This window comes from Paenibacillus sp. FSL M8-0228 (genome assembly GCF_038007385.1).
GTDB classification, from domain to species: Bacteria; Bacillota; Bacilli; order Paenibacillales; family Paenibacillaceae; genus Paenibacillus; species Paenibacillus polymyxa_D.
On the sequence record NZ_JBBOXA010000001.1, the window covers coordinates 4,446,671 to 4,470,299 of the forward strand.

19 protein-coding genes, 1 tRNA gene and 2 riboswitches are annotated in these 23,629 nt (G+C 45.2%); of the genes, 12 read left to right on the forward strand and 8 right to left on the reverse strand.

Going from position 1 to position 23,629, the window contains the following annotated elements:
* Nucleotides 1–3: 3 nt before the first annotated feature.
* Nucleotides 4–912 carry a hypothetical protein gene (locus MKY98_RS20040; protein WP_176715714.1) on the reverse strand — a complete coding sequence of 303 codons (909 nt, stop codon included), beginning with the start codon at nt 910–912 and terminating at the stop codon, nt 4–6.
* Between the two features lie 257 nt (nt 913–1,169).
* Between MKY98_RS20040 and MKY98_RS20045 the strand changes: the two genes are divergently transcribed.
* The 3 genes from MKY98_RS20045 to MKY98_RS20055 all read left to right on the forward strand — a co-directional run bounded on the left by MKY98_RS20045 (nt 1,170) and on the right by MKY98_RS20055 (nt 3,415).
* Nucleotides 1,170–1,243, forward strand: a tRNA-Arg gene (locus MKY98_RS20045).
* A gap of 311 nt (nt 1,244–1,554) precedes the next feature.
* Nucleotides 1,555–2,634 (forward strand): hypothetical protein, encoded by a 1,080-nt coding sequence (locus MKY98_RS20050; protein ID WP_069011259.1) that lies wholly within the window; start codon nt 1,555–1,557, stop codon nt 2,632–2,634.
* Nucleotides 2,635–2,650: 16 nt separating this feature from the next.
* Nucleotides 2,651–3,415 carry an exodeoxyribonuclease III gene (locus MKY98_RS20055; protein WP_029518401.1) on the forward strand — a complete coding sequence of 255 codons (765 nt, stop codon included), beginning with the start codon at nt 2,651–2,653 and terminating at the stop codon, nt 3,413–3,415.
* A gap of 86 nt (nt 3,416–3,501) precedes the next feature.
* Here the strand turns inward: MKY98_RS20055 and MKY98_RS20060 are convergent, their stop codons facing one another.
* From MKY98_RS20060 to MKY98_RS20070, 3 genes are read right to left on the reverse strand one after another with little or no spacing between them, the layout of a single operon-like run.
* On the reverse strand, nt 3,502–3,825 hold the full coding sequence (locus tag MKY98_RS20060; protein WP_230585102.1) for a hypothetical protein: 324 nt from the start codon (nt 3,823–3,825) through the stop codon (nt 3,502–3,504).
* A gap of 26 nt (nt 3,826–3,851) precedes the next feature.
* On the reverse strand, nt 3,852–4,130 hold the full coding sequence (locus MKY98_RS20065; protein WP_029518399.1) for a hypothetical protein: 279 nt from the start codon (nt 4,128–4,130) through the stop codon (nt 3,852–3,854).
* An 18-nt stretch (nt 4,131–4,148) separates the two neighbouring features.
* Nucleotides 4,149–5,495: a GH1 family beta-glucosidase gene (locus MKY98_RS20070; RefSeq protein WP_069011258.1), complete on the reverse strand. Its 1,347-nt coding sequence runs from the start codon at nt 5,493–5,495 to the stop codon at nt 4,149–4,151.
* Nucleotides 5,496–5,806: 311 nt separating this feature from the next.
* Between MKY98_RS20070 and MKY98_RS20075 the strand changes: the two genes are divergently transcribed.
* A complete protein-coding gene (locus tag MKY98_RS20075; RefSeq protein WP_029518397.1) occupies nt 5,807–6,847 on the forward strand; it encodes a LacI family DNA-binding transcriptional regulator in 1,041 nt (346 codons plus the stop codon).
* A gap of 85 nt (nt 6,848–6,932) precedes the next feature.
* Here the strand turns inward: MKY98_RS20075 and glpK are convergent, their stop codons facing one another.
* Nucleotides 6,933–8,426: a glycerol kinase GlpK gene (gene glpK, locus MKY98_RS20080; RefSeq protein WP_069011257.1), complete on the reverse strand. Its 1,494-nt coding sequence runs from the start codon at nt 8,424–8,426 to the stop codon at nt 6,933–6,935.
* 32 nt (nt 8,427–8,458) lie between these two features.
* A complete protein-coding gene (locus MKY98_RS20085) occupies nt 8,459–9,283 on the reverse strand; it encodes an MIP/aquaporin family protein (RefSeq protein ID WP_069011256.1) in 825 nt (274 codons plus the stop codon).
* A 318-nt stretch (nt 9,284–9,601) separates the two neighbouring features.
* On the opposite strand from MKY98_RS20085, the gene MKY98_RS20090 reads away from it, so the two are divergent.
* The 5 genes from MKY98_RS20090 (at nt 9,602) to MKY98_RS20110 (ending at nt 15,644) form a co-directional block, all read left to right on the forward strand.
* On the forward strand, nt 9,602–11,083 hold the full coding sequence (locus tag MKY98_RS20090; protein ID WP_069011255.1) for a PTS transporter subunit EIIC: 1,482 nt from the start codon (nt 9,602–9,604) through the stop codon (nt 11,081–11,083).
* Nucleotides 11,084–11,280: 197 nt separating this feature from the next.
* Complete coding sequence (locus tag MKY98_RS20095; RefSeq protein WP_069011254.1) at nt 11,281–12,564, forward strand: ABC transporter substrate-binding protein; 1,284 nt, start codon at nt 11,281–11,283, stop codon at nt 12,562–12,564.
* 33 nt (nt 12,565–12,597) lie between these two features.
* Entirely contained in the window at nt 12,598–13,473 is an 876-nt protein-coding gene (locus MKY98_RS20100; protein ID WP_029518392.1) for a carbohydrate ABC transporter permease, read from the forward strand.
* A gap of 22 nt (nt 13,474–13,495) precedes the next feature.
* Nucleotides 13,496–14,323 (forward strand): carbohydrate ABC transporter permease, encoded by an 828-nt coding sequence (locus MKY98_RS20105; protein ID WP_069011253.1) that lies wholly within the window; start codon nt 13,496–13,498, stop codon nt 14,321–14,323.
* A 148-nt stretch (nt 14,324–14,471) separates the two neighbouring features.
* The gene (locus tag MKY98_RS20110) at nt 14,472–15,644 is read left to right on the forward strand and encodes an iron-containing alcohol dehydrogenase (protein WP_069011252.1); all 1,173 of its coding nucleotides are present in this window, start codon (nt 14,472–14,474) and stop codon (nt 15,642–15,644) included.
* Nucleotides 15,645–15,701: 57 nt separating this feature from the next.
* Here MKY98_RS20110 and MKY98_RS20115 read toward each other — a convergent pair whose 3' ends face one another.
* Both MKY98_RS20115 and MKY98_RS20120 read right to left on the reverse strand, forming a co-directional pair.
* Nucleotides 15,702–17,120: an alanine/glycine:cation symporter family protein gene (locus MKY98_RS20115; protein WP_029518389.1), complete on the reverse strand. Its 1,419-nt coding sequence runs from the start codon at nt 17,118–17,120 to the stop codon at nt 15,702–15,704.
* Nucleotides 17,121–17,279: 159 nt separating this feature from the next.
* A riboswitch (glycine riboswitch) is annotated at nt 17,280–17,374 on the reverse strand.
* Between the two features lie 18 nt (nt 17,375–17,392).
* Nucleotides 17,393–17,469, reverse strand: a riboswitch (glycine riboswitch).
* Between the two features lie 165 nt (nt 17,470–17,634).
* Nucleotides 17,635–19,092 carry a glycoside hydrolase family 1 protein gene (locus tag MKY98_RS20120; RefSeq protein WP_069011251.1) on the reverse strand — a complete coding sequence of 486 codons (1,458 nt, stop codon included), beginning with the start codon at nt 19,090–19,092 and terminating at the stop codon, nt 17,635–17,637.
* 213 nt (nt 19,093–19,305) lie between these two features.
* On the opposite strand from MKY98_RS20120, the gene MKY98_RS20125 reads away from it, so the two are divergent.
* The 3 genes from MKY98_RS20125 to MKY98_RS20135 all read left to right on the forward strand — a co-directional run bounded on the left by MKY98_RS20125 (nt 19,306) and on the right by MKY98_RS20135 (nt 23,442).
* On the forward strand, nt 19,306–20,277 hold the full coding sequence (locus MKY98_RS20125; RefSeq protein ID WP_069011250.1) for a LacI family DNA-binding transcriptional regulator: 972 nt from the start codon (nt 19,306–19,308) through the stop codon (nt 20,275–20,277).
* A gap of 233 nt (nt 20,278–20,510) precedes the next feature.
* Nucleotides 20,511–21,353 (forward strand): BglG family transcription antiterminator LicT, encoded by an 843-nt coding sequence (licT, locus tag MKY98_RS20130; protein ID WP_023990001.1) that lies wholly within the window; start codon nt 20,511–20,513, stop codon nt 21,351–21,353.
* A 232-nt stretch (nt 21,354–21,585) separates the two neighbouring features.
* Entirely contained in the window at nt 21,586–23,442 is a 1,857-nt protein-coding gene (locus tag MKY98_RS20135) for a beta-glucoside-specific PTS transporter subunit IIABC (protein ID WP_069011249.1), read from the forward strand.
* Nucleotides 23,443–23,629: the final 187 nt, after the last annotated feature.

Here is a 23,629-nt window from a genome sequence, read left to right on the forward strand (position 1 = left end):
TCACTAAGGAGTGTGCATTCCCGCCGCTACGAATAGTCGCATCGACCGATACGCCTGCTCAAAACGGAAGCGCAACGCATCTGTAATACCATATATAGCACGGGTTTCTTCCTCATTATTATTACCGTTCAAACTTTCCGAAACGGTCTGATGGAGTGCTGCGGCCCAAATATCCGGCATTCCGTCCTCTTCCACCAACATGGATCTATAATCATTCGTACCGTATACTGCCATCACAAACTGTGACCACAACTCCTGTGCAAAATAGAATAGTGTAGGCTCGTGCACCTCAGTCTGATCAGCCACCCGTTCCAAAATACGCATAATCGACTCTGGAAAATCACCAGGCTGTAACGGAACCGTTTCAATGTCGATTTCCGCTTGTTCATCACCCCGTCTGATTTCTATCGTCCCTTCCATTCCGCGTCGTCGCATTGTCTGTAGAACACGGAATTGAAGTAAAGGATGGATTTCCCGGTCCATAATCCAGCGAAGCAAGGCATCGTCGATTTCTGGCAGTTCCAAATAGGACAACTGCTCCAACGCTAAAATCGTCTGTTCGGATAAGGGTTCATCCATAGCCATCCGCAACAGCTTGTTGCCGTAGCCCGCATCCTGCTCCTGCTTAAAGCGTGCATGACGGCGAGCTAACTCTACTTCACTGACCTCTTCTTCCACAGCGTCCGTTATCGCCCCGCTGTCAGCGTGCTGTGGAAATGCAGCTTCCAGCCATTGTAATAGAGCGTTCCATTCATCGTATTGCTTCTGCTCCTGTCCCTGACACTGCATTAAAAAACGCAGCATCGCCATCGCCTCTCCGTAACGTTCGTTTTCAAGCATCACAGTAAGTTGGATTTGATAATAGTCCAGTGTCTTCGGAAACAATACAATATTATTTTCTTTTGTCGTCACCTTGGAGTCCTTTATTCAAGGCACCCCCTCTCCTTCACAAGCTCAAGTATTTGTAGATTATATGAGAAATAGTAGCCGAAGTCCAACCACTCGTCTTACACATATTCACCTGTATTCTAACATACCCTTTTATAAGGCAAAAAAAACTACGTCTACTCAGAATTTATGCTGTATAAAGCCTAAATAAGCGATATATGCAAAATAAGACTTGAATTTCTTTTATCCATATGATATATTAATATTCGCTTGAATTTTATGTCCCAGTAGCTCAGCTGGATAGAGCAACGGCCTTCTAAGCCGTCGGTCGGGGGTTCGAATCCCTCCTGGGACGTCATAACAAGAAGCTTCCATAATGGAGGCTTTTTTTGTTCTCATGAAATAACTCACAGGGGAACGTCGGCCCATCGGCATCGTTAGCCTATACTTCGCAGTCAACCATAGGGAGAGTATCTCTCTTGATAAATTACATCAAAAAAAGCTTCCGCAAGGGAGCTTTTTTTGATGATAAATAATGTAGAAAGAATAGTCTGCCACGCTACTTTAGGCGCTGGTTTCAAGTCACTACTCTTTCAATAAAACGCAGATATTGCTATCATCTATCATGTTACACCATTTTGAAGTAAAGGAGGTTGGCTGACTCCCTTGACTACGAATAAACTCCAAAAGTCGCGGGAAATTCATCGTTTTGTTGCCACTTTGCTTTCTATATTAGGTACTGGATTGGGTATGTTTTATCTCGCCATTCCTTCCTATATGATTGGAGGAGCGGCTCTGATCATCACACAGGGAATTCTGATCTATTTTACATTATTTTCTCTCGGATACCTGCTTATTATTTCGGGACCGCTGGCCATTATTCTCCACATTTTAGGCATTATTTTTACAATACGATCTTTTCAAATTACAAGCAATGTGGGTAGCGCGCCGACAAGTGCATCGTTGCCTTCCAAATGGCGCATGTTGCTCAGTCTCACTGTGGGAGCTACACTTCTACTTCTTGCAGTCACAATGAAATACGTAGATATTATAGAACCTTTTACACAAACAGGTGAAAATAAACGCAACGTAGCCGCAGAATCAGAGCAATATCTGGAGCAGAAATACGGAGAGGACTTTCAAATTCAAAATATTAGCTATCATAGTATTCCCTTCACTGAATATACCATGGAGGCGATCTCTAATCGTCATCCTTCCGTCCTCTTTAACATGACCAAGCGTCCTTATGAGGATGTCCCATTTAGAGAAAAATATCTTAACGCCCTTTGGGAGAGCCAACTGGACATGAAGCTCAAACCTGTTATACAGAAGCTATACAATGATGCAGCCGCTGTTCATTCTGGGGTGCAAGAAGGGGAAACAGATAAAATGATCAAAGAATACGACGATTTTAAACTGAATCCCGAAGCGGTCGGCGATCAATATATTCGTATAATTGTATTCGAGGATCTAACTGACTCAGGATTGTCATTGGAAAAAGAACGGGTATTACAAACTGCAAAAGTTCTCAAAACAGTGTTGGCCGGAAATAAAGCCTCATTAGACATCGAATACTTCCCTTCGGCTATGAATACCAACCGAAACCTTAAGGCAATAGAACTAAACGATTATATGTTTGGTCAGGACCATTTTGATGAAAAGACCTATGAAGTCAAGATAGAAGACATTTATAAGCTTATGTCAACAAAGGATATACAAATCACATCGCTTGACCGCGTGAAGTAGCAAGGAGATTAATCAAATGAAATTAATATCTTGGAATGTAAATGGCTTAAGAGCCTGTGTGACCAAAGGGTTTTATACTTATTTAAAAGAAACGAATGCCGATATTTTTTGCGTACAGGAAACGAAGCTTCAAGAAGGGCAGATCCTCATGGAGAACATGGAGGAATACACACAATACTGGAATTATGCTGAGAAAAAAGGATATTCCGGCACGGCTATTTTCACCAAAATCAAGCCGCTCTCTGTGCATTATGGACTTGAAGAAAATGAAGAACCGGAGGGCCGAACCATCACTTTGGAATTCGAAAAATTTTATCTCGTCAATGTGTACACACCAAATACCAAACGGGACTTATCCCGACTGCCCTACAGACTGGAATGGGAAGACCGTTTTCGCAGCTACCTGCAACAACTGGATGCTTTGAAGCCTGTCATCGTGTGTGGAGACTTGAACGTAGCTCATCAGGAGATCGATCTCAAAAACGCCAAAGCTAACTACGGAAATGCCGGTTTTACGCCTGAGGAACGGGAACGCATGTCACAGCTGCTAGACGCCGGATTTATAGATACCTTCAGAACCTTTTATCCTGACCGGACGGATGTTTATTCCTGGTGGTCCTACATGCCAAAGGTGAGAGAAAGGAATATTGGCTGGCGGATCGATTACTTCCTCGTCTCGGAGAGACTTCGTTCGCTATTGATGGATGCGAACATTGATTGTCATATTACAGGCAGTGACCACTGTCCTGTGATATTGGAGTTGCAAGATATTTCAGCATAAGCCCCCTGCCCTGACACAAGGATTTATGAAACTTTAAAAAGCGGTCATGCTCTGTTATTGCAGCATGACCGCTTTAATGAATGGAGCTATGTCCCCAAATATACCTCGATACGGGAAATCAACCGCTCTCTCACATCTTGTGCCTCTTTATGATCTAATATAGCCTGTCTTATCGTCTTCTTTTCGCCACTAGCGTAATGCAGTACATACTGGGTCACTATGCATTCCGGTGGATAAGTATCCTTGCGATCCGTATTAAAATAAGTCACCTGACAGCTTCCGAGAAAACAGAAAGATAGCTCACCTGTAGCTGTGAACAGCCAGCCTGGCAGCTTGGGCTCCAGCTTCAAGGATAGGCCCCTATGATCATAGCCAAACGGCTGCCCGCCCGTCATCATCCATATCCACATATGAATAAATTCTGCCGTAGATCCGCTCAGCCTCGCGATATATCCCGTTCCATGCAAACTTGCATCAGGATTAGCACTGCTAGCAATAAAGGAGCTGTTCGGTTGGCCGGAAAAAACTCCATGATAGCTCCATTCTTATCCTCCACACCAAAGCTCGCAATTCCTTGTCCACGATTAACATAATACGCCCACAGAGGAATTCCCTGAACACCAGCAATACCGGGTAGAAAACTGGAAAAGGGCTTGGCCTGCGCAAAATTCTCAATCACAAAACGTCCTTGATCGTCAAAATAATACTGCTGCATCGTGCACCCCTTTTCTTTTTAAAACCCGTTATTCGCCATCATTTGCTTGAACCACAGCGCACTTTGTTTGGGTGTCCGTTCCTGCGTATCGTAATTGATGTGTATAATACCAAAACGTTTGCTGTATCCCCAGGCCCATTCGAAGTTATCGAGGAATGACCATACAAAATAGCCCTTAAGCTGACCTCCCTCCCCAATAAAGCGATGGCATGCCTTTAAATGTTCCTCAATGTAATGCTGACGCCCAATGTCTTCAATCTTTCCATTCACCAGTTCGTCCTTCATCGCTGCTCCGTTTTCTGTAATCAGGATGGGTAATCCTCTGGTAAAATCCTTCTCAATCCGTGTCAGCAGCTTATAAAAGGATTCAGGGTGAATCTCCCATCCCATATCCGTTACCGGTTCCTCTATGGAAATCTGCTCGACCTGAAGCAACGAAGCGTCTGTAGTCGCTCGAATGATACTGCGGGCGTAGTAGTTGATGCCCAAAAAATCCCCTGGCTGCTGAATCAGCTCCATATCACCAGGCTGTACAAAATCCAATCCGTTCAAATGCTCCCCGTACCATTCCACCATATCCTCAGGGTATTTCCCGTTAAACAATGGCTCGGCAAACCAACGATTAATAAAGCCATCCCGCCGGACAGCAGCGGCTACATCCTCGGAGTGTTCAGAGGCTGCATCGACATGCTCCATGTTCAGCGTAATACCGATATTGCCCGTCAGGCCCTTTTCCTTGTGTAAGTTCATGGCTATCCCGTGACACATCAGAATATGATGAGCGGCAGCAAGAGCTTCCCTCCAGTTCTCATGGCCGGGGGCATGCTCGCCTGTGCCATAGCCCAAAATAGAGGCGCAGTAGGGCTCATTTATCGTATTCCACCAGCTTATACGCTGTCCAAATCGATCCATGATTACAGAGGCATACGTTTTAAAATGTTGGATAGTCTCTCGCTGCGTCCAGCCACCCTCGTCCTCAATCCATTGCGGCAGATCCCAATGATACAGCGTCAGCATTGGAATTAGCCCAGCCGACTCAATCTCATCCAGCAGACGCTCATAGAAGAGTAGCCCCTGTTCGTTAACCACGCCAGGTGCGGGAATAATGCGCGGCCAGGCCACGGAAAAACGGTAATGTAAAAAGCCAAGTTGCTTCATTAATTGCACGTCTTCCTTAAAGCGGTGAAAATGGTCACAAGCCACATCTCCGCAGTCCCCTCCGATCACCTTCCCGGGTACTTGACAGAAAGTATCCCAAATAGAAGGCGTTCTTCCTTCCTCATCCACGCCACCTTCAATTTGATAAGAAGAGGTCGAAGTTCCCCACATAAACGTGGTGGGGAATGTATAGGTATTCTCATTCATACTTGGTATCATCCTTTCAGGAATCAAGACTTCACAGCTCCGGCTATCTTAGAATAAATGCACTTACCTTTACGAAAGCGGTTTAGTTAATTACAGCTACTATTATGTATCGGATAGCCTGTATTTGTAAATAGAGATTTGTAAATTATCAAATAAAATACAAATCACCGTTATTACTCCTTAAAATATTAGGAACCATCCTTTATTAGCACGGTTGACTCACTTCTATGAGGTAGCATAGAATACGAGTAATCATTAATTTTGAAAAACAAAGTCAATTTAACTAAATCAGTTTAGTTGCGGAGGATTCCATGAATATAAAAACAATAGCTAGCATGGCAGGCGTTTCAGTAGCAACGGTTTCGAAAATCATTAACAATTACACAGACATCAGTGAGGAAACCCGGCAGCGGGTACTTAAAATCATGGAGGAAACAGGCTATAGACCCTCCTCCTCGGCTAAAACACTTGCTACCAAAAAATCTAATCTGGTAGGCGTTATATTTGCTGGTAAGCTGAATGTTGATTTTAGTCATCCTTTTTTTGTAGATATCATTAATGTCTTCAAAAAACAGATTGGCTTGCTCGGTTACGATCTGCTGTTTTTTTCAAATGAGAAATTTCTGGATAATGGAGAGGACTATTTGGCACGCTCGAAATATTTTTCAGTGGACGGGTGCATTATTATCGCTGGAGATGAAGTGGAGAAGAGTGTTTTTGATCTCGACGCCAGCCCTATCCCCTGCATCGGTGTCGATATTGAGCTAACCGGAGCCAGCTCCTGCTACATTATGTCCGACAATCAGAAGATTTCAATGAAGGTTGTTGAGCACTTTTACATGAATGGATACCGCGACATGGGTTTTATAGGCATTGAACGCCCCTCCTTGGTTATTAAAGAGAGAGAGGAGGCCTTTATCGCTTCACTAAAACGGTTTAGTCTTGATGTCAGACCTGAATGGGTCGTATATGGTAAGGACTACGCGGCAGAAGATGGATACCAGGTCGCGAAGGCGTGGATACAGCAAGGAAATTTACCAAAAGCTATTTTTGCGGCTACCGACCTGCTTGCCTTTGGTGCCATACGTGCTTTCAAGGAAAGCGGCTTGAGGGTACCCGAGGATATTGCTGTAGTGGGATGTGATGATATAGAAGCCTGTCGTTATACCGAACCTCCACTGACAACTGTAAAACAAGACAAGCAAAAAATAGGCCGTCTAGCTGCTATGGTGCTGTTTGACCTGATGAATAAACAAATGGATACCAAATGTATTAAAGTCGAGCCGGAACTGGTCATTCGTAGTTCCTGCGGAGCCGGCCAACATTGGAACCATACGAAGGTCAAAGGTTAGCTCATGCCTTAAAAAAGATGACTCCTGATAAGATTCAGAAGTCATCTTTTTGCAGTTTAATATTCAGAGACCCAGCGCTTAATCATTACTTGTAGGCCATCGTCGCATTCACAGCCTTTTTCCAGCCTTCATACAAGTCTGCACGTCTTGATTCATCCATATTCGGGGCAAAAGAGGTTTCCACCCTCACCCGCTTACGAAGTTCATCCGTACTCTTCCAATATCCAATAGCCAAACCTGCCAGACATGCAGCCCCCAGTGCCGTCGTCTCATGGATCACTGGCCGCTCCACCGTTGCATCTAAAATATCGCTCTGGAATTGCATCAGAAAATTGTTCAATACAGCTCCTCCATCCACCCGCAGCGTCTTCACCGCAATACCTGAATCGATCTCCATGGCTGTAAGCACATCTTTGGTCTGATAAGCGAGTGACTCCAATGTGGCGCGGATAAAATGCTCCTTCGTGGTCCCTCGTGTTAGGCCGAACATCGCTCCGCGCACCTCGCTATCCCAGTAGGGGCTCCCCAGTCCGACAAAAGCGGGGACAAGATACACTCCTTCCGTAGACGAAACACGAGCGGCATAAGGCTCACTGTCCTTCGCTTCACGGAACATACGCAGCCCGTCTCGCAGCCACTGGATCGCCGACCCCGCTACAAACACACTCCCCTCGAGTGCGTATTGCACTTTGCCTTCCTCCAGTCCCCAAGCGATGGTCGTAATCAGGCCGTGTTTAGATTCAACAGGCTGATCCCCCGTATTCATTAGCATAAAGCAGCCTGTGCCGTAAGTATTTTTGATCATCCCTTTTTCGTAACATGCCTGACCGAACAAGGCTGCTTGCTGGTCACCTGCTGCACCGGCGATCGGTACATTCTGACCGAAGAAATGATAATCCACGGTGTGCGCATATACCTCAGAAGAAGGTCTTACCTCAGGCAGCATGATTTTCGGAACACCCAGAATGTCCAGCAGCTCTTCGTCCCACTTTAGCTCATAAATGTTGTACATGAGCGTCCTGGCTGCATTCGAGTAGTCCGTCACATGTGCCTTTCCGCCGGATAGTTTCCAGATCAGCCACGAGTCAATCGTACCGAATAACAGGTCACCTCGTTCCGCCTTTTCCCGCGCGCCCTCTACATGGTCCAGTATCCACTTTACTTTAGTGCCTGAAAAATACGGGTCGATCAGCAGCCCTGTTTTGCTGTGAAACAGTTCCTCGTGCCCTTGTCGCTTCAATTCATCACAGATGTCCGAGGTTTGGCGTGATTGCCATACGAGTACATTATATACGGGCACTCCTGTATTTTTGTCCCACACAGCCACCGATTCTCGCTGATTGGTAATGCCGATGGCAGCCACTTGATTTGCTTTTACACCGGATTCGGAAAGACAGGAGGCAATGACTCCGAGAATAGAACTCCAGATTTCATTCGCATTCTGCTCTACCCAGCCGGGATGAGGAAAATATTGCGGAAATTCTCGCTGAGCCGAGTACACTACATCTCCCTCGCTATTGAACAAAATCGCTCTTGAGCTTGTCGTTCCCTGATCTAGTGACAAAATATATTTTCCCATTGTTCATCTCTCCCCGTGTAAATCCATCGTTTTTACGCTGTAAGTTTGTGATCCGTTTTATGATTTTTATAAGTACGACTCATACGGAAGGTAATCAAGAGTACAATCACGATGATCCCTAGTAAAATCCAGAAAGCCGGAGTCACACTCCCCTTAAAAACAGCCTGATAAAACAGCCCTGCGAAAGATCCACCCAACAGAGGCCCTACAATGGGCACCCAGGCATATTTCCAGTTGGATGCTCCCTTACCGGGAATCGGTAGTAAATAATGCATCAGACGCGGCCCAAAATCCCTCGCTGGATTGATGGCATAGCCCGTTGTGCCTCCAAGGGATAAACCGATACTGACAACTAAAAAACCAACAATCAGCGGTTTCAGGCCGTCTGTAAATGAATTGGCGCCAAACGACAGTAAAGCAAGAACAAAGATGAAAGTACCTATCATTTCACTAAGCACGTTGGCAAACGGATGATCAATAGCTGGTCCTGTCGCGAATACACTGAGTTTGGCTGCTGTGTCCTCCGTCTCTTTCCAGTGGGGCCAATAATGCAAAACGACGATGATCGCACCCGCCATGGCCCCAAGAAGCTGAGCCACAATATAGCCGGATACATCTTGCCATGGAAAACTACCCTGAAATGCCAACGCGAGTGTAACTGCCGGATTCAAATGCGCTCCGCTGATTTGACCCACTGCATACACCGCAATAGCTACCGCAAGCCCCCAACCCATTCCGACCACAATCCAGCCGGAAGCGTGGGCAAATGACTTTTTCAGGGACACCCCTGCGCACACTCCGCCACCTAGGGCAATAAGAATCATTGTCCCTATGAATTCGGCTGCGTATGGCGACATACAACCTACCTCCTCAATAGATCACCCGATTTTGATCGCTTTCATCGCACAAAAAAAAGAAAAGCCATCACAAATCAACCCTGTGCTATACCATGGGATGTCTGCGTGGCTCTCTTGTCTCCGTCACGATTATTAACTTAAATTTGATACTATATAAGCATGTAAGCGATGTCAACTGCGGATTTACGTCATTTCATAGCTTAAAATAATCGTTGACCATGTTAGATCCCCCGATTTATGATGTAAAAAAATGGGCACAAGTAAGGATTTCAGGATGAATACGACACTCCCAAACTCGATGAAGAAGGGAAGAATGTTATGCTGAAATTTCTGCAAAAAATCGGCAAGTCGTTAATGCTTCCAGTAGCTACTCTACCCGCCGCAGGGATTTTGCAAGGATTAGCTCTGATTAATTATGAAACGGATATACCGTTTGGTCCCGTAGTTGGCGGATTTCTGAATCATTATGTCACTCCTTTTCTGAACGAGGGGGCGGGGGCTATCTTCGGTAACCTTGCGCTCATTTTCTCCATTGGTGTTGCCATTGGTCTGGCAGGCGACGCAGTAGCCGCATTATCGGCAGTCATTGCCTATATGGTGTTGACCCGTATTTTGGCGGCAGTGCCGGGTATATTTGCATATATTCCAGACGACGTCAAGCTGGACATGGGCGTATTGGGTGGTATTTTTATCGGTGGATGGTCTGCTTTTCTGTTTAAAAAATATCATAATATTCAGCTCCCGGATTGGCTTGGCTTCTTCTCAGGCAAACGTTTTGTCCCCATGATTACCGCCTTCACGACCATGATTCTGGCCATTCTGCTCGGAATGATCTGGAGTCCGGTACAAGATGGGATTGCAGCCTTCGGCAACTGGATTGTCGGGTTTGGCGGAATCGGATCAATGGTATTCATGATTGCCAATCGGCTGCTGATCCCGCTCGGTTTGCATCATGTACTAAACTCAATCGCGTGGTTTCAGATTGGTAACTATACGAATGCAGCTGGCGAAGTTGTTCATGGTGACCTGACCCGTTTCTTTGCAGGCGATAAATCAGCTGGTCTATTCATGTCCGGTTTCTTCCCTATTATGATGTTTGCTCTCCCGGCAGCCGCTCTCGCATTCATTCATACGGCTAAGCCGGAAAAACGTAAAGCCGTCGCTTCCATTTTCATCGGTTCTGCGCTGGCATCGTTCCTGACCGGAATTACCGAGCCCCTCGAATTTTCGTTTATGTTCATTGCACCATTGCTTTACGGCGTTCATGCTCTGCTGACAGGCCTGAGCGGCCTGGTCGTATACCTATTGGATGTCAAACTGGGCTTTTCCTTTTCAGCAGGACTCATTGACTATTTGGTCAATATGAAACTCTCCACTCACCCATTGCGAATGATCCCGGTCGGGCTTGTCTTCGCCCTCATCTATTACTTTCTGTTCCGATTTATCATTCTCAAATTCAACCTAAAAACTCCTGGGCGTGAAGATGATGGAGAAGACAGTCACCTGTCTGAGGCTAACGAATCTGTACCCATTGGAAAGGCAAGCGCCACATCCGACACTCCGTCCAGTCAGGCAGGCAGAATACTAACCTATCTCGGTGGTTCGGACAATATCCTAAGTATTGATGCCTGCATCACACGGCTGCGTCTTGTCGTCAAAGACGACAAAGCAGTTAACGATCAAGCTCTCAGGCGGCTCGGAGCGTCGGGAATCATCAGGCTTGGTAACGGTACCCTACAGGTCATTTTCGGGACTCGGTCCGAAATTCTGAAAGATGAAATACAGCGGTTGATGTCATGAGCTGAATCCCTAACTTAAGCACGTGCGTTCTTCATATAACAGACGCACGTGCTTTTTTTTATGGATAAACGTTTCAAATTTTTTGTTTTTGGTTAAGGCAATGCACATAAATGGGTAACAGCTTCATATGATGGAGCTAAACCATTTACAACTTGTTTAGCAGGCAGATTATCTCAGACAGCAAGGAGGGAAATGATGTGAAGACAGTACAATGGTTGGTATTATGTCTTACTTTTCTCACTATGTTCAGTGCTTGTAGTGGACCCTCGTTCTCTGAAAGTCAATCATCTGAAACTAATTTGTCAAACGGAAAAAAGATAACGCTTACATTATGGTATTGGAACCGTTCCATTGATGATGAACTACTCGCCCAAGCGGAAAAACACTTTCCCAACATTGAATTAAAAACTCAAAAAATAGGTGGTGACTTCAAAGCTAAACTGAAGACAACGCTCGCAGCTCGTTCTGGTGAACCAGACATCGTAGCTCTGAACGACTGGATGGTGGAGCTATTTCCTAGTGCGGATCGTTTTTATGATTTAAGGGAACTCGGAGCAGACCGCCTAAAAGATCAATATTTGGAATGGAAATGGAATCAGGGGATCACTCCTGATGGTAAAATGATTGCATTTCCCATGGATACTGGGCCTACTGCCCTCTTCTATCGAAGCGATCTATTTGAGCAAGCAGGCTTGCCTAGTGATCCTGAAAAGGTTAGTGCCTCGATCCGCACATGGGATGATTACATGGCAGCCGGAGAACAACTTCAGCAGAAATTCGGAAGCCGTTCGTTTTTGGCTGATAATATTGTAAACGTTTACAATCAAGTGCTCGCTCAGCATACAAACCTCTACTTCAAGCCGGATGGCAGCTATATTGGCAATCAATCTCCTGACATCCGTCTGGGCTGGAAAACCGCTGTCGATTTCCACAAGAAGCATCTGCTCGCCAATGCGGATGGCTGGACTCCCGAATGGAACGCTTCGGTCAATAACGGCAAAATTGCCTCTTTTGTAGGGGCTGTTTGGATGAAGCAAGTTCTCACAGAGGCCGCGCCGGATACAGCGGGCAAATGGAGAGTCGCCCGTGCTCCTGGAGGAGACGGCAACCTGGGTGGTTCGTTCATTTCTATCCTCAAATCCAGCAAACATCCCAAAGAAGCCTTTGAAGTCCTGACCTGGCTGCAAAACCCGGAACACCAGTTGGAAGCCTACCACAAAATCGGTCTGTTCCCGTCCACTCCCGGCGTCTATAACGATCCTATCATGGGGATACCCGAGCCTTTCTTTGGGGGTCAGGCCACCGGACTCATCTTCTCCGCCTCCGCACGTCATGTGAAAAGCAGCTATTTCGGCGAGCGCTACCCTGTCATCCACGGCATTGTGACCCGTCGCCTTGCTAATGTTGCCAAGCAGGATGCTAATCCTGATGCATTATGGACGGAAACCATGGAACGAATCGAACGGGAATTACAGCGATAAAAAAACAAAATTCAAAAAAGGCGTGTGGACAATATGCTGAGAGAAATCTGGAAGCACCGTGCCGTTTATGCTGCGATCTCGCCGTTTTATCTGCTGTTTGGCATCTTTGGACTGTTTCCGATTGGTTTTTCATTATACCTGGCGTTTCACAAATGGGACGGAATCGGAGACATGACCTACAACGGCTGGGGCAACTTTCGCTACCTTGTAACAGATCATGAATTTTGGCAGGCTGTAGGCAACACCTTTGTGATCTGGGTGTATGCAACGATTCCAATGCTATTCTTCGCACTGATTATTGCCTTTCTGCTTTATGCCCCATTTGTGAAAATGCGCACCTTATGGCGAGTTGGATTCTTCCTGCCCAATGTGACGTCTATTGTGGCTGTCGCCATCATATTTGGTGCCTTATTTGCCAACAATTTCGGATTTCTCAACTACCTTCTGCAACTCTTGGGACTGCCCATGGTTCAATGGCTGAATGTGCCATGGGGTATCCAAATTGCCATTTCTTCTATGGTCGTATGGAGATGGATGGGCTATAACGCAATCATCTATCTGGCCGGACTTCAGAGTATTCCGCATGTGCTGTATGAGGCCGCCAAAATAGACGGAGCAACCGGAGCGCAAGCTTTTTTCCGCATCACTATCCCCATGCTGCGCCCAGTCATTCTGTTTACGGTCATTACGTCCACCATCGGCGGTATGCAACTCTTCACCGAGCCACAGGTCCTGGTCGGTAATGACGGCGGTTCCGGGGCAAGTGGCATGACCATCGTTTTATACCTGTACCGCGAGTCGTTCATTAACAACTATTTTGGATATGGTGCAGCCGTCGGATGGGGCATGTTCCTCATCATTGCTCTATTCTCCATCATCAACTGGAAACTCGTTCAAGGTAAAAAATAACGATGGGAAGGAGCTTCACAACATGATACAGACACGTGCAAAATCCTTTGTTTTATATGCCGGATTGTTGGTGGGAATCATCCTGTCGATGTTTCCATTTTACTGGCTGATCGTTATGGCAACCCGTACAACTTCAGACATCTATCGTTTTCCACCGCAATTGTGGTTTGGTAGCCACTTCTTGGATAACATAACTAGAGTATTACAGCAGATTAATTTTGCCGGAGCCTTTTTTAATACCCTTTTTGTAGCCGGTTCTGTTACCTTATTGGTTCTGTTTTTCGATTCACTGGCAGGTTTTGCATTCGCCAAGTTTGATTTTCCGGGCAAAAAAGTGCTATTTATCGTTCTGCTAGCTACCATGATGGTCCCTTCACAACTTTCGCTTGTCCCCTCCTTTGTCATGATGGCCGCCTTTGGATGGGTAGGTACGTTCAAAGCGCTTATTATCCCGGGGATGGTAAATGCCTTCGGCATTTTCTGGATTCGTCAATATGCGGAAGAATCCATTCCAAAGGAGCTGCTGGATGCGGGGCGGATGGACGGATGCAGCTTTTTTCGACTGTACTTGAATGTAGCACTGCCTATTCTACGTCCTGCGTTCGCTTTTCTCGGCGCGTTTACCTTTATAGGAGCCTGGAATGATTATTTATGGCCGCTAATCGTCTTAACGGATGAGCGTAAATTCACGCTCCAGATTGCACTGTCACAGTTAAACGGGATTTACAATACGGATTATGCGATGGTCATTGCGGGCACCCTGCTTGCTGTACTGCCACTTATTATTTTGTTTCTTTTCATTAGCCGCCAGTTTATTTCCGATCTTGCCGCTGGTGCGGTCAAAGATTAGATTCACTTGAATTCCCTTATTCATTTCATGTATAATAGTTAATCGTCATTTCAAATAGCTTACATGGTAAAGTTAGGTATTCAACAGGCAATCAGGTTAAGCGATTTACGATTTGAACATGAACTATGAACTGAGGGGAACTTTCCAGATGAACAAATTCACATATTATAACCCCACCAAATTAATATTTGGAGACAATCAAATTGAAGAACTGCAGCAGGAGCTGCTGAATTACGGCAAAAATATTTTACTGATATACGGAGGCGGAAGTGTCAAGCGAAATGGTCTGTATGACCAGGTATTAAACGCGTTAGAGCCGCTACATCTTAACATTCATGAATTGTCCGGCGTAGAGCCGAATCCGCGCTTGTCTACCGTTAAGAAGGGCATCGACATTTGCCGAAATGAAAACATCGACTTCTTACTTGCAGTAGGCGGCGGAAGCGTTATTGATTGCACCAAAGCCATCGCAGCAGGGGCTAAATATGACGGCGATGTGTGGGATATTATCAACAAAAAGCACATGCCGACCGAGGCTCTACCATTCGGCACCATCCTCACACTCGCCGCCACCGGTTCAGAAATGAATCCGGATTCTGTCATCACCAACTGGGAAACGAACGAAAAATACGTATGGGGCAGCGCGGTGACGCATCCGAAGTTTTCGATTCTGGACCCAAAAAACACCTTCTCTGTGCCACGTGATCAGACGGTATATGGCATGGTGGATATGATGAGCCATGTATTTGAACAGTATTTTCACAATGTTAAAAATACACCGTTGCAAGATCGTATGTGCTTTTCCGTGCTGCAAACCGTAATCGAAACTGCACCTAAGCTGTTGGAGGATTTGCACAACTACGAGCATCGCGAAACGATTTTATATGCCGGAACGATTGCTCTTAACGGAACACTGCAAATGGGCTACTTCGGGGACTGGGCTTCGCATACGATTGAACATGCATTATCTGCTGTATATGATATTCCTCATGCTGGCGGTCTGGCGATCCTATTCCCCAACTGGATGAGACATACGGTGGATCAGGATGCTGCACGCATGAAACGGCTGATGCTCAGCATGTTTGACTTAGACACCGTAGATAAAACAGATAGAGAAATCGCTTTGGAGGGTATTGACCGTCTTAGTGCATTCTGGACAAGTCTCGGTGCCCCTTCCACCCTGGCCGATTACAATATTAATGATGAGCAATTGGAAAAAATCGCAACCATTGCAGCCCGTGAAATGGAATATGGAGGCTTCGGTAATTATAAAAAGCTGAATCAAGAAGATATTTTAGCTATTTTGCGTGCATCGTTATAACATTCAAAAGGGAGTGTCCTCAAGCCTGTGATGGCTGAGAGCACTCCCTTTTGAAATTTATGAATTAACCGTTTGTCCCTTTTCTTCTACTTGAATAGCTGCCCCTACACTGGCACCTGCAAGAATGCCCTTTTTCTTACTAGAATTCAGAGAATCCATATAGGTTCGGGTTTCTGCAACGACAATGCCTGATAAGCCGAGCAGTGCAATCAGGTTCGGGAAAGCCATCATTGCGTTAAAGATATCTGCCAGCAGCCAAATCGCATCCAGTTTAATGAACGCGCCCCCGCCAACGAGTAGAATGAACAGATAACGGTATGGCTTAATCCACTTGACCCCAAGCAAATATTCAACACAGCGTTCCCCGTAATAGTTCCAGCCGAGCATGGTGGTGAACGCGAACATAATCAGAATAATTGTGAGCAGTTCTGCCCCCAGCGGGAATGCGCTGGAAAATGCTTGCTGAGTCATCAGACCCGCATCGGTAGGCCCGCTCCACACACCGCTAACCAGTAGCGTCAACCCGGTCATCACACAAATAACCATCGTATCAATAAACACGCCTGTCATGGAAATCAACCCTTGCTCCGCAGGCCATTTGGTTTTGGCAGCTGCGGCTGCAATCGGTGCGCTCCCCAATCCGGCCTCATTGGCAAAAATACCTCTGGCTACCCCACTTCGCATCGCCAGCATAATCGTAGCTCCGGCAAATCCGCCCGTTGCAGATGTAGTTGAAAATGCCGAATGGAGCACCAGCGCAATTGCGGCAGGAAGCTGGTCAGCAAACCGAATCAGTACGATGAGACAGATCAGTACGTACAAGCCTGTTTTAAAAGGAACGACCTTCGTCGATACCTTGGCAATGCTTTTGAGTCCTCCAATAGTAACCAGTCCAGTAAGGATAGCTATAATCAGTGCCGTTACAATGGGCGGAACGCCAAAACTGTTTTCCGTCGAAGATACAATCGCTTTGACCTGCGGAAACGTTCCAATCCCGAACAACGCCACCAGCATGCCCGAAAAAGCAAACAGCATCGCCAGCGGTTTAAAACGACGTCCTAGACCTTTCTCAATATAATACATCGGGCCGCCGGAAAATTGTCCATTCCGATCCTTCACCCGGTATTTTACTGCAAGTACACCTTCCGCATATTTCGTCGCCATCCCAAAAAAGGCTGCAACGACCATCCAGAACAAGGCACCCGGCCCGCCCAGCTTAATGGCTGTCGCTACGCCGACAATACTTCCTGTGCCAACTGTAGCCGCTAGCGCCGTACTCAAAGCCGCAAAACTACTTACATCCCCGCTGCCTTCATTCGGGGCCTTACCGATCAGCTTGATCGCCAGGGGCAGGCGGAATACCTGCAACATTTTCAGACGTATGGTCAGCCACAACCCCGTTCCCATGACAAGAATGATGAGAGGCGCCCCCCATATCCAACTGCTAATCGCTTCTAACACATGTACCAAATTCATTTCAACCCGCTCCTCCAGCATATTAGAAAACAAAAAAGAGTCAAATCAGCTGATTCGACTCCTGGAGAGGTTAAAGGCACGAAAAAATACAACCATCTTGTGCAGGTTTCTGCCTCTAATAGCTCATAAAAAAGCCTAGGGCATTCCCTGTCACAGGTTATTCGCGTCTCTGTCCTTTTGCCTGAGAGTTTAAGCAGATGTTCTCTGCGGTGCACCTTCGGCGCCCAATTAAGGGTCTCTCCAGAGTTCTGTCCGTTTACGGTCCCCGCTTGTGGCTGTAAACAGCCTAAGCACCTGAGAGTTTTGCCCCTTCGGTCGGAACTTTCGTTCCATCTCCCGCAAACATCAACCAGACATATGAAATTTTTATTCATTATACAGAAAACTTTCAGCTTATTACAAGTGAAAAGTTTGTGAAGCCCTCTGAAATATTATTATGTCTATCAAAAAAGCGGGTACAGCAGATTGCATCCTTAGGATGTCCTCTGCTATACCCGCCCGAGACGATATGAAATTACAATTCTTCACCATTGGTTGCTATCACATTTTTATACCAGTTAAAAGAGTCTTTTTTGGAGCGTTTGAGCGTTCCGTTACCGTCATCATCCAGATCAACGTAAATAAATCCGTAGCGCTTGGACATTTCGGAAGTAGACATGCTCACAAGGTCGATAGGGCCCCAGTTGGTGTAACCAATCAGATCAACACCGTCGGCAATCGCTTCCTTCATTTGGACAATATGCTGACGCAAGTAATCAATGCGATACGTGTCATGCACAGAGCCGTCCTCTTCCACCTTATCATATGCACCCAAGCCATTTTCCACGATGAACAGAGGCTTTTGATAGCGATCATAAAACGTATTCAGTGTAACACGCAGGCCGATCGGATCGATCTGCCATCCCCAGTCGGAGGACTGCAGATACGGATTTTTCACGCCGCCAATCAGGTTTCCTGCTGCTTTCTCGCCTTCTGGACCTGCCGATACGGTCAAGGTCATGTAGTAGCTAAATGAGATAAAATCAACCGTATTATTTTTCAAAATTTCGTCATCGCCGGGTTCTGTCTGGATCACAATATTATTTTCTTCAAAATAACGATTCATATAGTTGGAATATTCCCCACGGGCATGCACATCCGTAAAGAATAGGTTCATCTGATTTTCATGCTGGGCTTTCAGTATATCCGCTGGGTTACACGTATGTGGATAGCTTTCTATACGTGCCAACATACAGCCGATCTGAGCACCCGGGATGATCTCATGTCCCCGTTTGGTTGCCAGTGCACTAGCTACAAATTGATGATGCAATGCTTGATATATCGCTTGCTGTTTGTTTTCTACACGGTCAATAACCACACCGCCACCGGTGAACGGACTCATGGTCATTACATTGATTTCATTAAAGGTCAGCCAGTATTTTACTTTATCCTTATAGCGTGTAAACACCGTTTCGGCATAATTGACGTAATGCTGTATGACTTCACGACCCAGCCAGCCATTATACTTCTGAGTCAGACCTAGCGGTGTTTCATAATGTGACAATGTTACCAAGGGCTCAATATTATATTTGCGCAGCTCATCAAATACATTGTCGTAGAATTGCAATCCTGCTTCATTCGGCTCGTGATCATAGCCATTCGGGAAAATCCGCGACCAGTGGATGGACATACGAAATACTTTAAAGCCCATTTCAGCGAACAATGCAATATCTTCTTTGTAGTGGTGGTAAAAGTCCACACCTTCACGTTTTGGGAAACGGGCATTGACTTTGCCTGCCAAAATGTCTTCGAGTCGCTCGGACGAAATCTCTATAGCGTGATCGTTCTTACGTTCCGCTTTGGGTACATAAGCAATCATGTCTGCGCTGGACAAGCCTTTTCCATCTACGTCAAAAGCACCTTCCAATTGGTTGGCTGCAGTTGCCCCGCCCCACAAGAAGTTTTTCGGAAATCCTTTTAGCATCTTCGTCATGGTATAAAGACCTCTTTCCGTATATAAGATTTTTACTTTGGCCTAAGTAATCCCATCAAATGCTGCAAATGTGAATCCATACCTAACGGTAACCGTTCTCCTTTGAAATGCATTGACAGATGCTTTAAAATAGATGTAATGCCCTCATAAGCATCCTAATTGTTGTAACGCGTTTCATGTCAAGTATTTTTTTCTTATGTGAGGAGAAGCACCATGTCGAATCTTGATCAAATTGCAAAACTGGCGGGCTTTTCCAAGGCTACGGTATCCAGAGTATTAAATCAGTCCCCCCATGTCAGTCATGAAACAAGAGCTAAGATTTTGAAAATCATGCAGGAATTAGATTATGTTCCTAATCGGAATGCCATTTCCCTATCCAAGGGTCAGACGCTTCAGATTGGTATCATCACTTCAACGATTAATGAAATTGTTCTTGCTTTTCTGGACAGCTTTGTAGAAATCGCCGGACAATATGAATTCCAGACCATTATTTATACTTCGGGAGAAGACAAAAAGAAAGAGCTTCAAGCTTTTGAAGATTTAAAAAGAAAAAGAGTCGACGCGCTGGTCATCATTTCCTGCGTGAATGACACTGATTTTTTGAGTACCTATTGTAAATATGGCCCGATCGTGGCCTGGCAACGAATGGAGCATACCGATATTCGCTCCGTCGCAATGGATCAATATGAAGGTTACATGCTAGCATTAAAGCATTTGATACAAAAAGGCTATACCCGTATAGCCAATGCTTTTGGTCGTCCGAGCAGCATCAATACCCATAGCAGACAACGAGCCTATGAACAGATCATGAGTGAGCACAATCTGTCAGTGTTGCAACACTGGAATCACTCTTCAATTTATAATATCCGTGATGGCGAACAGGTCGTACGGGATTTGTTACAGCATCGGGGGGAATTCCCAGAGGCTATTTTATGTGCTAACGATTATGTAGCTGTGGGCATTCTCTGCGAAGCACGCAGACAACGGCTGAACGTACCGGGAGATCTGGCGATTGTTGGGTTTGATAACACGGAGCTGTCGCATACGTTGGGGATTACAACCATTCAAAATCCCATCATGGCTCAAGCACAAAATGCTTTTTTCATGCTTTCCCCCCAGCTGATTGGACGCCAAATGGAGCTTCATTCGCTAGAGTACAGCCTCATTGAACGTACGACCACATAAGGTAACGCTTTACTTGCAAATTAGGCAAAAGGGTCTTGATATAAAATGTTTTTTGTCGAAACAGAATAAAAAATGTTGAAATCGCTTTTTTTTGTGCTACAATAGCACTATATCGAAGGATTGTGACCGGTGATGCGGGCAATGCCTGAGTTCAATTGAGTACTATTGCTAACAATAGTATTGAATTGTGCTTAGGCATTTTTTATTGGTAAAGGATGGGAGGGGGAACTTCAATGATTATTGAGAAGGTGCTCAATAACAACGTCCTATTGACTAAAAACGATAAAGGCAAAGAGGTCATCGTGATGGGAAGAGGTATTTCCTTCAAAAAGGTGGCTGGCGATCAAGTCGATGATGATAAAATAGATAAGATTTTCATGTTAAATGAAAACGAGTTCACGGCCAAACTAACCGAGCTGCTGAACGATATTCCTGTATCTCATCTGGAGGTCGTGAATGAAATCGTAACCCATGCAACAGAAGTGTTGGATACGGAGTTAAGCGATAATATTTATTTAACGTTGACCGACCATATTCATTTTGCCATACAACGGCAAGAAAAAGGACTGGCACTCCAAAACGCGATGCTGTATGAAATTAAACGCTTTTACAAAAAAGAATTTGCAGTTGGACTGGATGCTCTCCAAAAAATTGAAAATACGCTCGGAGTAAAATTGGGCGAAGATGAAGCGGGATTTATTGCATTGCATATGGTGAATGCACGGATTGACGGTAACGAAATGAAATCTACACTGAAAATGACTGAGATTGTCCAACATATATTGAACATTATTACGTACCATTACGGGATTGTGCTAGATGAGTCTTCTTTTAGCTATTCGAGATTTTTGACACATTTGCAATATTTTGCGATGCGAGTGATTCGTAAAGAAGTCATTCACAGTGGTGAAGAATTCTTGTACAACCAGGTGAAGCAGACGTATACCGAAGCTTTTGCTTGCGCCCAAAAGATCAATGAGTATCTGGAAAAAACATACGATCAATATTTAAGCAAGGATGAATACGTATATCTAACTATCCATATTCATCGGGTAACTGAGCGTAATAACATATAAGACTAACAACTTCATACCCCTCATCGTTCATGGATTGTGACTGGTAAGGCAGGCAAAACCTAAACTGATGGTGAAATCGACGTTCCCTTATAGGAAGAGTGCGCAGTTTTCACCACGAGTTTAGGTTTTTCTTGTTTACAAGGTTAAAAAGATGCATGCCGGCGCATCTTAGCAACAAATGTAAACGGTAAACCCTATCAGTAGCAAGAATAACCCATAAGGAGTTCTAAATATGAGTGATAAAGAACTATCTAAAAAAATAGTGACTCTCGTTGGCGGCGAAGAGAATGTCAATTCCGTATTCCATTGCGCTACACGCTTGAGATTTAAATTAAAAGATCGCACAAAAGCAGACAAAGCTGCACTGGAAGCAACACCTGGTGTCATTACAGTGGTGGAAAGCAGCGGCCAGTTCCAAGTGGTCATCGGCAACAATGTAGGTCAAGTATTTGAGCATATGATGGCAGAAACGAATTTGCAGGATGCAGACAATCCTAATGCCAAAAAGGAAGAATCTTCCGAAAAAACAAATGTTCTCGGCAAAGCGGTCGATATCATTTCCAGCATTTTCTCACCTCTCTTGGGTGCTCTTGCCGGAGCAGGTTTGCTCAAAGGGATTATGGCCTTAATTGCGTCGCTTCATTGGATTGATACTACAAGCGGTACGTATCTCATTTTGAACGCCGCTTCGGACAGCGTATTTTATTTCTTGCCTATATTCCTGGCTATTACTTCGTCCCGTAAATTTAAGACAAATGCCTTTGTATCGGTCGCAGTTGCTGGAGCACTCGTGTACCCGGATGTTATTGCAGCGGTGGATCATCCGGCAAAACTGGCTTTTCTCGGGATTCCAATCATTCTGATAAAATACAGTTCCAGCGTAATCCCAATTATTCTCGCGGTATGGGTACAGTCCTATGTGGAACGTTGGTTTAATTCCTTTGTTCATCAATCGGTTAAAAACATTATCGTCCCTATGCTATCACTGCTAGTTGTTGTTCCGTTGACGTTTTTGGCCTTTGGTCCAGTCGGTAACCTGATCAGTCAAGGCTTGGCGAACGGTTTTACATGGGTATACAATTTAAGCCCATTGATCGCCGGAGCTGTGGCTGGTGCATTCTGGCAAGTGTTTGTTATTTTCGGTGTACATTGGGGCTTCGTTCCTATTATGCTGTCCAATATTCAAACATTGGGTTATGACACGATGCTTCCAATGCTTACAGCAGCCATACTTTCTCAAGCCGGTGCAACACTGGGGGTATTCCTGAAATCACGAAATACTCAAATGAAGGCTTTGGCGGGTTCCTCTACACTGGCAGCTGTATTCGGGATTACAGAACCAACGATTTATGGTGTAACTTTGAAATTGAAAAAACCTTTCATTTATGCTTGCATATCCGGTGGTATTGGGGGCGCTATTATCGCTTCTGGCGGAGCGACTGCAAAATCCTTCTCCCTGCCTAGTTTACTGGCGCTGCCAACTTATTTTGGAGCTGGATTCTTGTGGGTAGTCATCGGTTTGCTCGTTGCCTTTGTACTCGCAGTTGTGTTGGTTATGATTTTGGGCTTTGATGATCCAAAAGAAGAAACTGCAAAAACAGAAGCTGCGCCTATAAAGAAAGAAGTGACAATCGAGAAAGAAATTCTCGTAAGCCCACTGCAAGGTAAAGTATTGCCTTTGGAACAATCTTCTGATGTTGCTTTTGCTTCAGGTGCTATGGGGAAAGGAATCCTTATTGATCCTACAGAGGGTGTGCTGACATCTCCTGTCAATGGAACGATTACGACCGTATTCCCAACCGGACATGCCATCGGTATTACTTCCAATGACGGAGCAGAAATTCTGATTCACGTTGGTGTGAATACAGTGAAGCTGAAAGGACAATTCTTTGACAAGCGCGTCAAAGAGGGTGATGTAGTGAAGCAAGGGCAATTGTTGCTCGAATTTGATATCGAACAAATTAAGGCGGCAGGCTATACAACGACTACGCCGATTATCGTAACAAATTCCGCTCAATACCTGGACGTATTGAACACAATGGAAACTGAAGTGAAGCGTGAGGATTACTTGTTGACTGTTGTGGTCTAACATTTAATTATCAGACTAGGGCATTTTGCATAAATCCCAGGAGCGTTTTCAAATCAGCAGTATATAGATCGAAATGCTTTAATTCGTCTATATACTGTACTTACAAGCGTTGGGAATCGAATTATGCAAAATGCTGACTAAAGAAGCTTTCCCTACGGGAAAGCTTCCAGATTGTCGAGAAACCCCG

Excerpts from the sequence above, each read along its gene's own strand:
- licT (WP_023990001.1), top strand. The coding sequence starts at position 20,511 with ATGATTATTGAGAAGGTGCTCAATAACAACGTCCTATTGACTAAAAAC.
- MKY98_RS20055 (WP_029518401.1), top strand. The coding sequence starts at position 2,651 with ATGAAATTAATATCTTGGAATGTAAATGGCTTAAGAGCCTGTGTGACC.
- MKY98_RS20120 (WP_069011251.1), bottom strand. The coding sequence starts at position 19,092 with ATGACGAAGATGCTAAAAGGATTTCCGAAAAACTTCTTGTGGGGCGGG.
- MKY98_RS20135 (WP_069011249.1), top strand. The coding sequence starts at position 21,586 with ATGAGTGATAAAGAACTATCTAAAAAAATAGTGACTCTCGTTGGCGGC.
- MKY98_RS20115 (WP_029518389.1), bottom strand. The coding sequence starts at position 17,120 with ATGAATTTGGTACATGTGTTAGAAGCGATTAGCAGTTGGATATGGGGG.
- MKY98_RS20090 (WP_069011255.1), top strand. The coding sequence starts at position 9,602 with ATGCTGAAATTTCTGCAAAAAATCGGCAAGTCGTTAATGCTTCCAGTA.
- MKY98_RS20105 (WP_069011253.1), top strand. The coding sequence starts at position 13,496 with ATGATACAGACACGTGCAAAATCCTTTGTTTTATATGCCGGATTGTTG.
- MKY98_RS20065 (WP_029518399.1), bottom strand. The coding sequence starts at position 4,130 with ATGCAGCAGTATTATTTTGACGATCAAGGACGTTTTGTGATTGAGAAT.
- MKY98_RS20125 (WP_069011250.1), top strand. The coding sequence starts at position 19,306 with ATGTCGAATCTTGATCAAATTGCAAAACTGGCGGGCTTTTCCAAGGCT.
- glpK (WP_069011257.1), bottom strand. The coding sequence starts at position 8,426 with ATGGGAAAATATATTTTGTCACTAGATCAGGGAACGACAAGCTCAAGA.
- MKY98_RS20070 (WP_069011258.1), bottom strand. The coding sequence starts at position 5,495 with ATGAATGAGAATACCTATACATTCCCCACCACGTTTATGTGGGGAACT.
- MKY98_RS20110 (WP_069011252.1), top strand. The coding sequence starts at position 14,472 with ATGAACAAATTCACATATTATAACCCCACCAAATTAATATTTGGAGAC.
- MKY98_RS20060 (WP_230585102.1), bottom strand. The coding sequence starts at position 3,825 with ATGTGGATATGGATGATGACGGGCGGGCAGCCGTTTGGCTATGATCAT.
- MKY98_RS20100 (WP_029518392.1), top strand. The coding sequence starts at position 12,598 with ATGCTGAGAGAAATCTGGAAGCACCGTGCCGTTTATGCTGCGATCTCG.
- MKY98_RS20085 (WP_069011256.1), bottom strand. The coding sequence starts at position 9,283 with ATGTCGCCATACGCAGCCGAATTCATAGGGACAATGATTCTTATTGCC.
- MKY98_RS20075 (WP_029518397.1), top strand. The coding sequence starts at position 5,807 with ATGAATATAAAAACAATAGCTAGCATGGCAGGCGTTTCAGTAGCAACG.